Annotated in this window: 15 protein-coding genes; 7 read left to right on the top strand and 8 right to left on the bottom strand. The window is 35.7% G+C overall.

Translation table 11 applies throughout. The annotated features are described in order from the left end of the window. Window positions 1-2 precede the first annotated feature (2 nt). Window positions 3-1,868: an HTH domain-containing protein gene (locus LQ203_RS01730; RefSeq protein ID WP_230155060.1), complete on the bottom strand. Its 1,866-nt coding sequence runs from the start codon at window positions 1,866-1,868 to the stop codon at window positions 3-5. A gap of 438 nt (window positions 1,869-2,306) precedes the next feature. On the opposite strand from LQ203_RS01730, the gene LQ203_RS01725 reads away from it, so the two are divergent. Next, window positions 2,307-2,690, top strand: coding sequence for a hypothetical protein (locus LQ203_RS01725; RefSeq protein WP_356713672.1), 384 nt, complete (start codon window positions 2,307-2,309; stop codon window positions 2,688-2,690). 342 nt (window positions 2,691-3,032) lie between these two features. On the opposite strand, the gene LQ203_RS27415 is transcribed toward LQ203_RS01725, so the two are convergent. From LQ203_RS27415 to LQ203_RS01715, 3 genes are all read right to left on the bottom strand, one after another. Beyond that, the gene (locus LQ203_RS27415; protein WP_290370504.1) at window positions 3,033-3,167 is read right to left on the bottom strand and encodes a hypothetical protein; all 135 of its coding nucleotides are present in this window, start codon (window positions 3,165-3,167) and stop codon (window positions 3,033-3,035) included. Between the two features lie 315 nt (window positions 3,168-3,482). Next, entirely contained in the window at window positions 3,483-5,387 is a 1,905-nt protein-coding gene (locus LQ203_RS01720; protein WP_230155058.1) for an EAL domain-containing protein, read from the bottom strand. Between the two features lie 195 nt (window positions 5,388-5,582). Beyond that, complete coding sequence (locus LQ203_RS01715; RefSeq protein ID WP_230155056.1) at window positions 5,583-5,759, bottom strand: hypothetical protein; 177 nt, start codon at window positions 5,757-5,759, stop codon at window positions 5,583-5,585. 702 nt (window positions 5,760-6,461) lie between these two features. Here LQ203_RS01715 and LQ203_RS01710 point away from each other — a divergent pair. After that, a complete protein-coding gene (locus LQ203_RS01710; RefSeq protein WP_230155054.1) occupies window positions 6,462-7,022 on the top strand; it encodes an HD domain-containing protein in 561 nt (186 codons plus the stop codon). Between the two features lie 89 nt (window positions 7,023-7,111). Here LQ203_RS01710 and LQ203_RS01705 read toward each other — a convergent pair whose 3' ends face one another. Then, complete coding sequence (locus tag LQ203_RS01705) at window positions 7,112-7,699, bottom strand: hypothetical protein (protein ID WP_230155052.1); 588 nt, start codon at window positions 7,697-7,699, stop codon at window positions 7,112-7,114. Between the two features lie 559 nt (window positions 7,700-8,258). Continuing rightward, window positions 8,259-8,564 carry a hypothetical protein gene (locus LQ203_RS01700; protein WP_230155050.1) on the bottom strand — a complete coding sequence of 102 codons (306 nt, stop codon included), beginning with the start codon at window positions 8,562-8,564 and terminating at the stop codon, window positions 8,259-8,261. Window positions 8,565-9,061: 497 nt separating this feature from the next. Between LQ203_RS01700 and LQ203_RS01695 the strand changes: the two genes are divergently transcribed. Further along, a complete protein-coding gene (locus tag LQ203_RS01695) occupies window positions 9,062-9,253 on the top strand; it encodes a hypothetical protein (RefSeq protein WP_230155047.1) in 192 nt (63 codons plus the stop codon). 265 nt (window positions 9,254-9,518) lie between these two features. On the opposite strand, the gene LQ203_RS01690 is transcribed toward LQ203_RS01695, so the two are convergent. Continuing rightward, window positions 9,519-9,752, bottom strand: a complete 234-nt coding sequence (locus LQ203_RS01690; protein WP_230155045.1) for a hypothetical protein — start codon at window positions 9,750-9,752, stop codon at window positions 9,519-9,521. A gap of 255 nt (window positions 9,753-10,007) precedes the next feature. Here LQ203_RS01690 and LQ203_RS01685 point away from each other — a divergent pair, with 255 nt between their 5' ends. The 4 genes from LQ203_RS01685 (at window position 10,008) to LQ203_RS01670 (ending at window position 12,083) form a co-directional block, all read left to right on the top strand. Next, a complete protein-coding gene (locus tag LQ203_RS01685; protein WP_230155043.1) occupies window positions 10,008-11,186 on the top strand; it encodes an MFS transporter in 1,179 nt (392 codons plus the stop codon). A gap of 219 nt (window positions 11,187-11,405) precedes the next feature. Next, window positions 11,406-11,597 (top strand): hypothetical protein, encoded by a 192-nt coding sequence (locus LQ203_RS01680; protein ID WP_230155041.1) that lies wholly within the window; start codon window positions 11,406-11,408, stop codon window positions 11,595-11,597. Window positions 11,598-11,747: 150 nt separating this feature from the next. After that, window positions 11,748-11,870, top strand: coding sequence for a VOC family protein (locus LQ203_RS01675; protein WP_230155039.1), 123 nt, complete (start codon window positions 11,748-11,750; stop codon window positions 11,868-11,870). 9 nt (window positions 11,871-11,879) lie between these two features. Beyond that, the gene (locus tag LQ203_RS01670; RefSeq protein WP_230155037.1) at window positions 11,880-12,083 is read left to right on the top strand and encodes a hypothetical protein; all 204 of its coding nucleotides are present in this window, start codon (window positions 11,880-11,882) and stop codon (window positions 12,081-12,083) included. A gap of 67 nt (window positions 12,084-12,150) precedes the next feature. Here the strand turns inward: LQ203_RS01670 and LQ203_RS01665 are convergent, their stop codons facing one another. After that, window positions 12,151-14,034 carry a S8 family serine peptidase gene (locus LQ203_RS01665; protein WP_230155036.1) on the bottom strand — a complete coding sequence of 628 codons (1,884 nt, stop codon included), beginning with the start codon at window positions 14,032-14,034 and terminating at the stop codon, window positions 12,151-12,153. Window positions 14,035-14,690: the final 656 nt, after the last annotated feature.

Here is a 14,690-nt window from a genome sequence, read left to right as displayed (position 1 = left end):
TATTATTTGGAAGACCAAACTTCCAAAAACTCATCATAATTGGTTACATTTAATAATTTTTCTGTCATGTTTGTTTGCTTAAACACATCATGAATCTCTTCAAAAAACTTTGTATTATTTACTTTTTGATTTTTTGGAGGGATAAATAGAAAGATAATTTGAGCCATTTTGTCTCCCCACAAAATTTTTTGTTTATTTATTGCTACTAAAACCCGTAATTTTTTGTTATTTCCACAATCAAATGGATGCGGCATGGCGACTAAATTACCAATATTAGTACTCGACATCTTTTCTCTTTCATTAATGCTTGTATACAGATGTTGAATATCTCCAAACTGCGTAAGGGTTTTTAATACATCTATTTGATTCTCTTCATCTAAGAAATAAAGATCATTCGGAGATAAATAGTACTTTAGTAAGCCACGATTCAATTGAATAGAAATAGTCTTCATATCTTCATTTGTAATCATTTCACTAACACGAATATAATTTTTCACATTTAGGTGATACTCCTCAAGGATTACACTAGTAGTTACTATAGTTTCTATCTCTTCAGGAATTAAATGGATTTCATGATTTGCAAATAAACCATCAATTTTAATATTTGGGAAGTATAAATTTATTTTTCTTTCTATTAGCTTACCTACTAACGGATTTTTCCCATAAATAATTGCAATTCTTTTCCTTGTTTCTTGGGAATTTTCAATAATATTCATAATATGTAGTGTCAAGTAACCGATTTCATTTTCTGGTATCTTTATATTCAAGCAGAATTGTAATTCTTTCGCTAAAACCACTGCAATATTATAAGCATTCATATATTCCGACTTTATTTGAGAAATAAATGGATTCTCTAAAGGAAAGTAATATTTTAATGGATATAATGACTTTGTAATATGTACCAATAGCCGATTAAATAACTTTTCATTCTTTCGACTTGAAAAACCATATCGATCCCCAACATTTTTTATAACCGCTTTTACTTTTTCCTCTATTTCATCTGAGTGTTCATGCACAGTTACTTCATTTTTCTTCGGCAATATTTGTAAAGTAATTAACAGGTAGCATAAATACTGATATTCATATTCGTCAAACGGTACATTCATTTCCTTAGCTAATCGACTAAGGATTAACTTTGCTATTTTTAATTCTTCAAAGCAAGTATTATCTAACCTCATGTCTTTTTCAGCAATTTTTTGATGAAGGCCTACTCGTTTTAAACTAATAATTATGTTCACACATATTGAGAATAGTTCTTCCGAGCTTAGTAACAAATTGTACTTAGTGACTTCTTCTTCAATACAAGAATATACTAATTGAATGGAGGACTGACTAAACCAATCACCAAAATAGTATTGCAGCGCTTCATCAAGCGACATTCTCTTTAAACAATTTGTTGTTACTAATTTTTTTAGTAATAGACGTTTTTCTACTTCACTTCCCTTAAGCCTTACCCCCTGGAAGATAATTGCTTCAACCTCAATGTTCCATTTTTCGGCTTGGATTATTTGAAATAATTTTTGTACGTCTTTCCTAATTGTTTGAGTAGAAAAATAAAGTTTTTTTGCCAGTTCATCATAAGATATAAAATCAGTTTCAGATAAAAGTGTTTTTATTATATGAAAAGCTCGTTCTTCGTAATCATCTTCATTTTGCTGAATATTTGATAAATCCCCAACTAATTTATATCCTTTTTGAGTATTACCAGTAATTATTACTTTATCTAAAAAATTTTCATTTATTTCCCTAATGTCATTTCTAATTGTTCTTGTCGTTACATTAAATAGATTAGCAAGTTCGCTTCCACTTACAAAGTTGTTATCGGATTGTTCTAAATGTTCCAATAATTCAACGTAACGTTTTTTCATTAGTATTTCCTCCTCACACTTATATTAATGTAAGCGTTTTACCTTTACCAAGCTTATACATTTTCCTAATAGTTAGGAAGTTTTTAATATTAGGATGATGTTATAATAGACCAAAGAGTTTCTGCCAATGACTTAAGCCATGAACTCATCCTCCTTGATGTAATATAGAGATCATTCAGAATAATTATTTAATTTTATTTTTTAAATAATTACTGATATAAATAAATAAATTAGAGATACAAATGAATTTTTAATTTATACAAACAATAATTAAGCCCCTCTCAATTTAGAGAAGGGCTTTAACAATGGAGGAGTACCTTCGGGTAGCACAATAATAGAAGCTTGATTAGTGAAAAGCGCTTAAGCCTATCACATATCAGATTGGCTACTTATAGATTTTGTTAGTTTAACTAATGATAAGTCAATGGAGTGATAAATTTGAAAGTGGAAGGTATTTATTCTTATTTATGTGAAAATTGTTCAACACTGTTTGGAGTAGTATCGCGTTTTTCTGTTATGGAAGATAAAGTTGAGACACTTACATGTCCCAAATGTTCTAAGAAAGTAGCAGCATGTATTGGAGAAGGGCATATAAATTACGTAAATTACGTAAAAAGGGAAGAAATAATAACGAACGATACCGATGAGCTACAGCTACCTGAATTATTAACTGTAGAGCATTTGGCAGCTTATTTAAATGTTAGTGAAAGAACTGCTGATGAATATATGGGAAAACCCGATTTTCCTTTAATTCGTTTAAAAAGGTCCAAGAGGGTTTTCAGAGATGACTTTTTCGACTGGTTACAGTCAAAGAAAAAATGAAACAAAAAGAAGTCGTTTAGTTTTAATTGTATGGCTAATAGAAATTTCAAGCTGAGGTGCTACGTAATGGCAGCACCTTATTTATATTTTTCTATTAATACGAATAGCCATTTCGATAAGATCTGATTTATTGAATTTCTGTTGGTCTGCGAAGCTATCCAGCAAAGCCTAAACTTCCTGATTTATGACAATTGTTTTCCGTATCTTTTTGCCTTTAACTAAAGTCACTACCCTTTGATACAAGTCATGTCACATGAGATTATGCATCGAACAATTCTTTAATTGTAGCTTTACCTGCCTTCTTATCAGCAGTTATCTATTAGCTTTCTGAAACTTATAAAATCAGACTCTTTTGCTTCGAATCAAAAGAACCTGGGTTAAATCCTTGGTGTATAGTGCAGCTTGTAGAATCCAAGTAAGATTGCCTTTTGCACCTTTATCCAAAGTGACGATGGCAGCCTTTGTCTTAGCTCCCATTTTCCATCCACAACTAGTTTTTTATTGTATTGTTTATTTAGTTCGATTTATAGAGCTTTGATCAATTCAGTTTGAGTTTTAGGGCCATTAATTCCATTCGTTTCAAGACCAAATAAAAAAGCTCCCTACCGAAGTAGAGAACGTTGACGTCATCACTTTACTGCCGTTTAATGTTAATCTTTCTATTCTAGTATTAAAAGTTAAGTTATTATATCTCCTATACAATAAAAATCAATGAAATTGTTCTGATGCATTAGTAAAATATACGTCTTAAAATTCAAATAAATTTAAACAAAGTGAATCCTACTTTTCTATTCACATCATTTGAAGAAACCCTTTATTCCATTGATCAATCGGCAATTTCCTAATATCTTGCGGTATAGCAAATAAGTATCCCTGGACATACTTAATACCCACTTGAGTTAATTGCAAAAGATCCGATTTTTCTTCTACTTGTTCCACCATTAATTTCCTAATATACTCTCTATCTAAATTATTGGAAATCTCTTCATAGTAATGATCAACATACTTCATCTTCATCTTCACGAAGTCTGGCTTCAAGACTAAAATCTCTTCCAAATCTGTAGCGGTGTTATCACCGAAATCATCTATGGCAATACTCATCTGTTCTTCATCACAAATTTTTTTCCAAAGTTGCGGATCTTTCTTCACATGTTCTGTTATTTCAATCGTAACAGGAACAGGACATTTTTTGAGAATGCGTAGACATTCCCTTATTATTTTTTCCGGTAAATCTGCCTCCAGATTGAAAAAGACTCCGGATAAATTCAATCCCTCAAAATAACGGAAATCGCTCACTAGCTTTTGACAAGTAAGAATACTGAGTCTGTCTAATAGGTTATACCTTCTTGCTACATCAAACCATTCATCAGGTCTTTTTTTACTATCCAGAAATCTTGTTAACACCTCTACAAAATCCACTTTGCCTGTCCGAGTATTGATAATAGGTTGAGCAAACAAATCAAACTTCCCCTCTTCCAATAGTCGATTTAATTCCTGACCGTCTCGGTCAATGGGCCATTCCAAGGGCAGAGAAGACACAGTAGGAAGATCGATTTTAAGGCATCTCATTAACTCTCTGAGATTGTACGATGCATAAATAAAAGCAGCAAACCTTCTAGCTATATCTATTTTCTTCCTTCTAGCATACACCAAACCTGCGCAAAGCCCAGCAAGATAATAGGAAGGAAGGTAATCCTTAATGAACACGCTACCAACAGAATTAAGATATTCTTCACCAAAATGGGGCAGAATTTTGTCAAAAGGGGCAATACCCTCTGGTATTTCGACTTTTTGTTCAGTATCATCTTCTTTAGCAATGTCTCTCGTCAAATACTCGCATATTTGCATCCACTTATCTTGATTCTGAAAAGACTCTAACGGAAAACAATCTAATAACAGGTGGAGTTCTAAATAGCGACTATCATAATAAATATTTGTCTCGCCCTTTAATTCCGCAAAGTCTATTATGGCTAAATCCATAACTTCGTCCCGTTTATTTTTTACTATGATATTATTCCCGTGAAAATCCCCATGAACATGACCAAGATATATATCTAATTCTGTGTCTTTCCAAAGGTTTTCATTGTACAAATAAATTAAGGGATTAGGTAACACTACACCCCCAGCAAGTCCTATTAACCTACTATTTGTGTCAACGCCTAATTCCATTATCGGGGTTATGAGTTTGTCCCTCTCCCATCTTTCCTTTCCTAATGTTTCAATAATCGCGTCAAATGCACTTGTTTTTACAACCATATAATCTGTATCCCAATTGTCACGAAAACGAAGTACTTTGCACATAATTTTTTCATAATCTACGACCATTTGTCTGGTAATAGCTTCATTAAGGGTAAAACTTGAGCCACTTCCAGCAAATTCATACATCACCGCATGCATATTTTCAAATTCTTTTATATCTATAACTTTTGGAATAGAGTTAGCATATTTGTTTTCATCAGCCAATAATTTTGATGCTTTTTCGTACGCCTTTATTTCTTTAGTCCCTTCTTTGATTGACGAAATCTTGATAAGGGATGGTATTTTTTTTATTATATCATCATCTTTTTTGGTAATCTGCACTATATAAACTTCTGCGCCAGACTTTCCAGTACTTATTTTTCTATGTATTTTTGGATTTTGTTCTAATCCGAATTGATCAATACACTTCTGGTATTCTTTTTGTTCCTGACTGTTCATCTTCATCCCCCAGATTTCAAATGTAACTTTCATTTTACTTCAACTTATTCCATTACAACCTAGCAAAAAACAGTAATAGATAAATATACAAAAAATTACGAATCCTTTTCAATGCAAAAGAAACTTCTAATTCTCATAATTTAGAAGCCTCTTCTTTTTAGATATTCTTGTGTTTCATTTCATTTTTTTTTAGTATTACAATTCCAATTTCTTTATCCGGTCTTCAATGAAAACTATTTTTAATGCCATTTCACTACGATGTTCTTTTTGTTCAATAAAAATTCTTTCCACTATTTCTAATTCTTTTTTCAATTCTTCTAAATCAGTGTTCTTAGAAATTCGATTTTTAAAAACTTCCGATAATTGTTCCATTATACATTTCCCCTAGCATAATTATATTTTTCCTTTATCTTCATAGTAGTCCACTATTCATATAACTTTATACTCAACCTTTTCTATCTATACATAACATTGAGATAAAATCGTCAAAACAAGACAATCAGTGGGAATATTTTACTACACTAACATAAATTTGTCTATAACATCTACACATGTAAAAGTATTTTCTAAGGTTAACCTTCGGATTTAATTTATTCCCTCTCAAGCTTCATCCTTTTAATGCATTGAAATGGCTTAGACAGCTAACAAGTCGGTTTTGAAATAATCAAACCAACTCATGAATTACTTAGTATTGGAAAACATTATTGAAGTAAACAGGGAAATAGCATAATATTTGATAGAATATAGCCCTTTCAGAGCAGTGCAAATGGTTAGATAGCGAAGAAAATACATGTAGGTAGGAGTAACTTGAAGTAATAATAATTACCAAGATAATAGTGAATTATTGAAACCAATAATTTAAATTTGCGTGTTGTAAAATTATTGCATTAAAACCCCTCGTACTACTATACTATTCTTAGGTTAAGCCATGAGTCATCCTCTATTTATCAACAAGTTATAAATTATGGTATAAAGAAATAATAAATCGAATAAAACTATGACATGAAATAACCAGGCCTTAAGATTGTAAGAATTCATTCTCAACTTTTGGTTATTAAAAGGGATGTGGACTTAATGGATTTAATTTTTATAAATAAATTAACTGCAGTTATTGAAATGGCCGCAATAGCCCACCAAGACCAAGTACGAAAAGCAAATCAATCACCATATATCACTCATCCATATACAGTAGGAATATTATTATTAGGAGTAAACTGTTCTGAAGATACTATTATTGCAGGGATTTTACATGATGTGATAGAGGATACGAACATAGTATCCAAAGAAATAAGTGAAGTATTCGGTGAAAATGTAATGCGTTTGGTTGAAGGTTGTTCAGAACCATATAAAGAAAAGCCCTGGGAAGAAAGAAAAAAGCATACACTTAATTATCTAAAAAAGGACGCACCATTAGAAGTATGCCAAATAATTTGTGCTGATAAGTTACATAATATACTTTCCGTTAAAAAAGATCTTGATGTCCAAGGGGAAAAGGTGTGGAATATATTTAAAAGAGGAAAAGAACAACAACGATGGTATTATGAATCAATCGTAGACATACTCGGAGAAAGGATTCCAGACTTCCCTCTGTATCATCAACTTAAAATAACAGTTGTGAATACATTTAGCAATTAACTCAAGAAGGCAAACATGTATCCTTGTTTGCCTTCTTTACTGACTAGTCAATCTCTATGCCAATTATGTATAAAAAAATAATGGGTTTCTTAACCTTCTTTGTTTTTTTCTTCATACATTTTATATCCATCGACTACACGTTTACAGAATGAAACTGTATTCTGTCTCCAAGACCAATAAGATAAGTAGGAAAGCGTAGGACCTACTAGTATGATCAGGAATAAAATGATAAAAAAATGGGTAGAGTCGGTAAATTGGGTTAGTAAAAGGGCTAAAGAAAATATACTGATAATGGCAAAGTTAAAAGAAGTGGTTCTAGTAATTCGTATCTTTGTCCGAATAGAATCCAGTTGACTTGCTTGATTTTGGTCATTTGTCAGCATGATTAGCTGTCTAGAAGATTTTCCTTGTAAGATTTCATTCCTTATTTTAAATTCCCGCTTATTAAAGATTATGTCATCTACAAAGTGATCAATAATTATCCCTAACGTGTAAACAAATGGAAGAAATAAGATATAAATTGCCACCAATATATCTTTATTACTTCCTGTTAAAAATGTAAAAAAGGGCTTAAAAAATCCCACATCTAAAATACATAACAGTAACAAAACTAGTGCTACAAAAAAATGAAATCCATTTACAAGATGCTCAATAAGCATGTTTGTTGTATTACCCAAATTCTATTTCCCCCCTCTTCTTCTAAAAACTCAATCCGAGCACAAGTTCTAAGTCTTTTATAACGTACCAATAATAATATTATATACCCTTATATGTTCATTGATAAGAATTTGTTTCGACAATATTTCACATCTTTTGACCTATTCACATTATAAATTGTTACCCATTTTTTAACGCAAATCAAGAGAATTGGATCTATGTTTAAACATCACAAACCTAACTTAATGCCTATAGGAAGTAAAACTGTAAAAAGTTATGATTGAGTCAATATTTTAGTACCTTTTTATCATTAAAATGGGTGAAAATCTGGGTAAACTTTAAGGAGATAAGTGTTCAATGGCTTTGCTATATGAACAAGAAGACAAGGGCATGGATAAGAGTGGATGGAAATCATGCAGGATGTTATGGGATCAGGAATTTTGAAAGTTGAAATGAGCGAATTCATTCAAGAAAGAAAGTGTTTGTCTGTTTAAGTATTGAAAATATATGATAGCTCTCTCTTTTCAATAACTATATACGTGGATATACCCACTTTTCCCCTTTTTATTACTAAATGCACTACTTCTTCAACTTAAAATATTCGTGCATAACCTCGAAACATATGAAATGTCCTTGGTCATTGGGATGAATGTTATCATTCGTTAAAATATCAGCCAATCTCATATTCTTTGTCTTTAGCTTCTTTTCAATTCCCTCTTTACTTTTTATATTAGTCCAGTTATTCGTATTAATGACCTTCTCGGAAGCTTGAATATAATCAAAATAACTCAACCCTAAACTATTCTCTGCTTTACTATTTGCGACTGGGTTTGGTGAAATGATTAAAATCTTTGCATTCGGCAGCCCTTTCTGTAACTTCGTCATAATGTTTTCCAAATCTTCTTCGAATTTTCAAATATAATCAGATCAGGTTTATCTTGTATGACCGCTTCAATTTTCTTACCTTCAAGTAAATCCTTTGTTGAATACTCCTCATGTCCATGATTAAAAAAACTTAGTGTTTCTAGCACATCACGATCAGCGCTCAGACTCTTCTCTAAACAGTGGAAGAATTACTACTTAACTTGCGTAAGTGTTTTATAATGCAGGTAATCGATTAGCGGCTACTGTTTATTATTTTCTGGTTTTAACTTTGTATCAAAGCTTCCCTTTCTTCTTTCTCCTTATCTTTTAATTCTACTGCGGCTTCTTTAGTCTCTATCCCTGCATCACTCGACATTAACGCACTGAATCACCATCAGGCAAATCTTTAACCCCATGTAAACTATGTAATGGTTTTATTAGTTTTAAGTAATGTTCTTGTATTCCCTGTTTCCTTCGCGTTTTTTCGTTGTATGATTGAAAAAAAGGAGGTTTTGGGGATGATTTTTCTGCAGTATATTGCCAAGCTTTTTTCATTCATGCAAAAGGATATACCAGAAACTCATGTTAAATGCCATGTTTGCGCCGGAACTGGAGCCTACGATATTTATACGGATTGCCTTACCTGTAATGCAAAAGGATTGATAAGTAAAGTGGAGTATCGGAGGAGGCTTGAAGAAGGTGAAATTTAAAGGATTTCGTGCAGGACGATATTGCAGCGTAGATGAAACAACAGATGATCAAAGAAGCAATATTCGCTATTGCTTCTTTTTTTGTTCCAAAACATTATAGGGGGAACCTAATGACAGCAAATAATCAAATTCCGTTTATCTGTTCCCGATATGGATGCTGCGTTTAAGTGGTACGAGCAAGTGATGAGAAATAACTAAATATGACGAATGTCCATCAAAGTAACAGATAAAAACCAGCATTTCTGCTGGAAAGTCCAAAGTACATTCACTTAACCAAATTCAGTAATTCTAGATCTCTGCCGTTCGCATGATAGTTAAAGGTAACCGTCTTATCATCATGGATGTGATAGGTTAAACCAATAAACTCTCCGGTATTTGGAAATCTTTGAATAAAGTCATCAAGTTCTTCAGAATTCAGTTTAACAACCATCGGTTTCTTCCTACTATTTAGAGTATCTTCTTCTTCCTTCTCCATTACTGTCTCTGTAAATCTATACATAATTGACTCCTTCAATCTCTCATTTTCCCAAATGATATACCTTATGAATGGTAAATGAAAGGTCCTACATTAAAACTTCATATTAATGATAAGTTCTCTTAACAAATCTCCCAAATATTGTTTCCCTGGGGTACTAAGTAGGGAAAATCGTTCTGATGATTGTCAGACACTAATTCCTTTTGCTTATGGATTTATTCTCTATATCTTTAGTATAATGATAATGATTATCACTATCGATTAAGGAGATAAACTATTATGGGTGCACCCTTGTTAACGGAAGAACTTCCGGTTGTTAATAAAATCTGGACGCGTGATTTTATTATGATTTTCCTAGCTAACTTCTTTGTTTTTTTAACGTTTCAAATGACTTCCCCGACCCTTCCGCTTTTTGTAAAAGAGTTAGGCGGAAATGAACGGTATATTGGGTTAGTTGCTGGCATGTTTTTATTTTCCGCTCTGCTTGTCCGCCCCTTCGCTGGACAAGCCTTGGAAACAAAGGGAAGACGCTTTGTTTTCCTTTTCGGTCTAGCCTTTTTGGCTGTGGCGATTGGCTCGTTTGGATTTATGCTGAGTATTTTCCTGTTATGTGCAATGAGGGTTGCCCAAGGGGTTGGCTGGGGATATACGACCACCGCATCGGGTACGATTGCCTCCGATCTGATCCCAGCAAAGCGTCGGGGTGAGGGAATGGGATACTTCACTTTATCGGGTAATTTAGCGATGGCTTTTGGTCCGTCACTCGGACTTTTCTTAGCGGATGTTTTATCGTTTCAACAGTTGTTCTTGTTTTGCGGTGCATTAACTCTAGTCGCTTGGATCATGGCATCAACAATTACCTATAAAAAAGTAGCTCCGCCTTCTCCTAGCGCTAAAACGAATAGGTTTAACATTTATGAAAAAAGCGCTGTTGCTCCGTCGGTTCTTGTTTTTTTCATTACGGTAACTTTTGGCGGGACCGCTACCTTCTTACCGCTTTATACCATCGAAAAAGGTTTGACAGGTATTCAAGGTTACTTTTTTCTTTATGCTTTAGCTCTTATTTTCACACGAATGTTTGCTGGAAAAATCTATGATCAAAAGGGACATCAAGCTGTCTTCATTCCATCTACTCTTTTTATCGTAGCTGCTATGCTGCTGCTTGCCTGGATGCCAAGTAACACGATATTGTTTCTTGCAGCAATATTTTACGGCATTGGATTCGGTGCTGTCCAACCGGCTCTTCAAGCCTGGTCTCTCGAACAAGCTGCCCGAAATCGCAAAGGCATGGCCAATGCCACCTTCTACTCCTTCTTCGATCTTGGTATCGGCTTCGGCGCCATTGTCTTTGGACAAATCGGCTATCTGTATGGGTATAGAAGCATTTACATCATGGCCGCTGTCTCAGTGGGGATTTCTATTTTGACTTACTTATGGATCTTGAGAAAAATGAAGTAAATACACATGAATTGGACACCTTATGGGTGTTCTTTTTTATTAGAATAGAAATCGGTCGATTCTTCGAGAGCACACTAAACCTTGAATCCATAGCAGGTTCATTTAATTTTAATTCCATGTAAAGTATGTAATGGTTTTATGTGATTTAAGTAATATTATCGGATATCCTGTTTGTTTCTTCTTTTTTCGTTGTATGATAAAAAAAAAGGAGTTTTGGACATGAATTTTAAGAAGTTTATTGCAAAACTTTTTTCAATCATTCAAAAGGAAATACCAGAAACTCACGTGAAATGCCATGTTTGTGCAGGAACGGGTGCCTACGATATTTATACGGATTGTCTTACCTGTAATGCAAAAGGATTAATAAGTAAAGTGGAGTATTGGAGGAGGGTTGAAGAAGGTGAAATTTAAAGGATTTCGTGAAGGACGATATTGCGACGTAGATAAAACAACAGAAGATCAAAGAAGCAATATTCGCTATTGCTTCTTTTTTTTGTCCCGAAACAAAAGCCGTTTGTCCCCCGCCTTAAAAGGGTATTTTTATTATCAGGGGGGATACATATGACGACAATTACCCACATAGGTTTATCTGTACCTGATTTGGATGCTGCGATTAAGTGGTACGAGCAGGTGTTGGGATTCAAATTATTGGCGGGTCCCTCGTTTAATGCAGGTGATGAGTAAAAAACGAATATGACGAATGATCTTCTTGGCGATCATGTTAATAAAATGCGCAATGCTCATATTATTGAGGCTTCTGGTGGGAAGCGGCGAGGCGATGTATGGAATACATCGGAAAATAAACGCTATTATTTAATCTATTGTGAAGATCCATTCGGTAACATCATTGAGCTATACAGCCGAGGCACTGAAATGATGTATGGAAATAAAGAGTGATGCGGGCATCCATGATAAATAGGAACAGCCCCCAATTGAGTATGGAGGCTGTTGCTTAGCGGCTATATCACTTTTTAACCGTGACTTTCCTTGCTTCACTTACATTTTTCGCTTTGTCCTTGGCATAGATATATAGGTTCTTTCCGGCTTTTTGCTTAGGAATTCTAACCGAATAGGTACCTTTAGTCGTTGCTGTGGCAGAGCCGATCACTTTTCCTGATTGCTTGATGGATACAGTGGAGTTGGCTTCTGCCTTGCCTGTCACTATTGTCGTTTTTGTGTTGACTGTGTTGACGGACGGTTTACCTGGTGCTGTTTTGTCCGCGACTGTCACTTTAGTGATTGAGCTTGTAATTCCTGCTTTATCGGTGGCTGTAACGAACAGGACTTTTCCGGCTTTTTGTTTTTTTGATATCGTTACGGTAAATTTCCCTGAGCTATTCGCATTTGCTTTGCCAAGAACCGTGCTGCCAGCTTTGATAGTGACGCTAGTGCTCGCTTCCGCTTTGCCCGTTACTTTTACCGTGTTGTCACCTACAGTATTGACGGACGGTTTTGCAGGGGCCGTTTTATCTTGTACTTTAAATGATACAGGTACACTTCTATTTCCCGATTTATCGATGACTCTTGTAAAGATTGTCGTGCCGGCTGTTTGTTTTGCGATAGTCGCCGTAAACGTCTTTTCGCCGTTGATCTTCACTTCGGCAAGTTGTTTTTTATCGGTATAAATGGAGACCGTCCCCGTTTTGAAATCAGCTGGGATTTTCCCTGTGACCTTGGTGTCCTTGTCGGAAATCGCTGTCACGGCCGGTTTGGTCAGCGTCTTCATTTCCAAGGCTTTTTTGGCGTTGACCCGCCCATTTCCATAGTAGATGTCTTTCCCTTTTGTACCTAGGTCGACAGCAGAATCATAGAGGCGGTATTCGACCTCCGTTTTGTTGAGTTTGGGCTCATTGGACCAAATCAGAGCCGCTACACCCGTCACCATTGGCGTAGCCATCGATGTTCCGCTCATCCAGCCATATTTACCATTTGGTAAGGTTGAAAGGATATCATCTCCAGGTGCTGCAATATCGACTGTTGAATGGTAGTTGGAATAACTAGGACGCTTGTCCCTATTGTCAGTGGCAGCAACGGAAATGACATTGCTGAATGCAGCAGGATACACGCGCTGTACATTTTTCCCCATATCCCCTTCATTACCGGCAGCTGCGACGATCAGGATGCCTTTTTTATAGGCTTCTTGGACGGCTTTATTCAATGCTTCCGAATAACTGGTGTCTCCAAGACTCATATTAATGATGTTTGCTTTATTCTGAACGGCATAATGAATGGCATCAATGATATCGGCCGTATCGGCATACTCGCCATCAAAAACGTTGATCGGCATAAGTTTTACATTCGGTGCAACACCCGCTCCACCTATGCCATTGTTCGCAGAACCGGCAATGATTCCTGCGATATGTGTTCCATGCTCCCCTGCTGGTACGATATTCTTCCGATTGCGTATCGTATCATAGGCATTGACGATTTTCCCCTTTAAATCACCATGGCCACGATCGATCCCATCGTCAATGATGGCCACGATCATTTCCTTGGAGCCCATGGTTTTTGTCCATGCTGCATTTGTTCCAAGCTTTTTATGATGCCACTGGTCTATGTAGGCAGGATCGTTCGGACTTTCCATCTTCTTGAAAAGATAGTTCGGCTCTGCATATTCCACATTCCTCTGTTCTTCCAGTTCCTCGATAAGGTTGTCTGTGGTTTCCCCTTTAGGAACCTCTACCTTTTCTATCAAATCATTGATCGGCTCACCGTTCGTCTCTTTATATTTGACGATGACGCCATCGGATTGTGGAGTTTCTTCTCCAGATACAGCCTCTGGCTGATAGATTGGCAGAATCATAAACAGTAACAACACCGGCAATATGGCCCCAATAAGTTTGTACATGATATCACTCCAAAAAAGTATGATTAAGAATAGCTATGGATGAGGTTAGATCATGAACCCATTCTACTAATATTCCTAACTAGATTGTATACTGTGTAAGGTAGATTTACTAACATTTTTATCAAGAAAATAGCTAATTTGGCAAAAGAAAAAACCCTATAAGCGGTATCAGATTGTCGACAAAAGTGATTCTATTTACCTATTAAAACAAATGTGATTGGGACAGGTGTGCGAGACTCCTGCGGGAAAAGTGTGTCCAAGGGAGAACCCCGCAGGAGCAAAAGGCTCCGGTGAGGCTCCCAGATCGCCCGCGGAAAACGAGTGCATGCAGTGGAAATCAACGGTCAAATTTTACAAACACTCTACATATCTGTAGCCACTATCAGGTTTGTAGGCAAAAACATAGTTGATTGTAACGGAAGGTGCGAGACTCCTGCGGGAATACGCGTCCAAGGGAGACACCACAGGCGCAAAAGCGCCGAGGAGGCTCCCGGACCGCCCGCGGAAAGCGAGTGCATGCAGTGGAAATCAACGGTCAATGGCAAACCCTCCAAAACTGTGGTCGATCGGTAATTCTATCTTAGTTTTTATGCAGAGTCGATCGGAGCAGGTGTTCGAGACTCCTGCGGGAATGCGCGTCCAAGGGAGACCCCGCA

The sequence above is a fragment of the Peribacillus sp. Bi96 genome (assembly GCF_918698115.1).
Taxonomy (GTDB): domain Bacteria; phylum Bacillota; class Bacilli; order Bacillales; family DSM-1321; genus Peribacillus.
This window is presented reverse-complemented; position numbering and strand designations above follow the sequence as displayed.

What these genes read in the sequence shown, in the direction of transcription:
- LQ203_RS01730 (WP_230155060.1), bottom strand. Translation starts at nt 1,868, where the DNA reads ATGAAAAAACGTTACGTTGAATTATTGGAACATTTAGAACAATCCGAT.
- LQ203_RS27415 (WP_290370504.1), bottom strand. Translation starts at nt 3,167, where the DNA reads ATGGGAGCTAAGACAAAGGCTGCCATCGTCACTTTGGATAAAGGTGCA.
- LQ203_RS01720 (WP_230155058.1), bottom strand. Translation starts at nt 5,387, where the DNA reads ATGAACAGTCAGGAACAAAAAGAATACCAGAAGTGTATTGATCAATTC.
- LQ203_RS01715 (WP_230155056.1), bottom strand. Translation starts at nt 5,759, where the DNA reads ATGGAACAATTATCGGAAGTTTTTAAAAATCGAATTTCTAAGAACACT.
- LQ203_RS01710 (WP_230155054.1), top strand. Translation starts at nt 6,462, where the DNA reads ATGGATTTAATTTTTATAAATAAATTAACTGCAGTTATTGAAATGGCC.
- LQ203_RS01700 (WP_230155050.1), bottom strand. Translation starts at nt 8,564, where the DNA reads ATGACGAAGTTACAGAAAGGGCTGCCGAATGCAAAGATTTTAATCATT.
- LQ203_RS01695 (WP_230155047.1), top strand. Translation starts at nt 9,062, where the DNA reads ATGATTTTTCTGCAGTATATTGCCAAGCTTTTTTCATTCATGCAAAAG.
- LQ203_RS01690 (WP_230155045.1), bottom strand. Translation starts at nt 9,752, where the DNA reads ATGTATAGATTTACAGAGACAGTAATGGAGAAGGAAGAAGAAGATACT.
- LQ203_RS01685 (WP_230155043.1), top strand. Translation starts at nt 10,008, where the DNA reads ATGGGTGCACCCTTGTTAACGGAAGAACTTCCGGTTGTTAATAAAATC.
- LQ203_RS01680 (WP_230155041.1), top strand. Translation starts at nt 11,406, where the DNA reads ATGAATTTTAAGAAGTTTATTGCAAAACTTTTTTCAATCATTCAAAAG.
- LQ203_RS01675 (WP_230155039.1), top strand. Translation starts at nt 11,748, where the DNA reads ATGACGACAATTACCCACATAGGTTTATCTGTACCTGATTTGGATGCT.
- LQ203_RS01670 (WP_230155037.1), top strand. Translation starts at nt 11,880, where the DNA reads ATGACGAATGATCTTCTTGGCGATCATGTTAATAAAATGCGCAATGCT.
- LQ203_RS01665 (WP_230155036.1), bottom strand. Translation starts at nt 14,034, where the DNA reads ATGTACAAACTTATTGGGGCCATATTGCCGGTGTTGTTACTGTTTATG.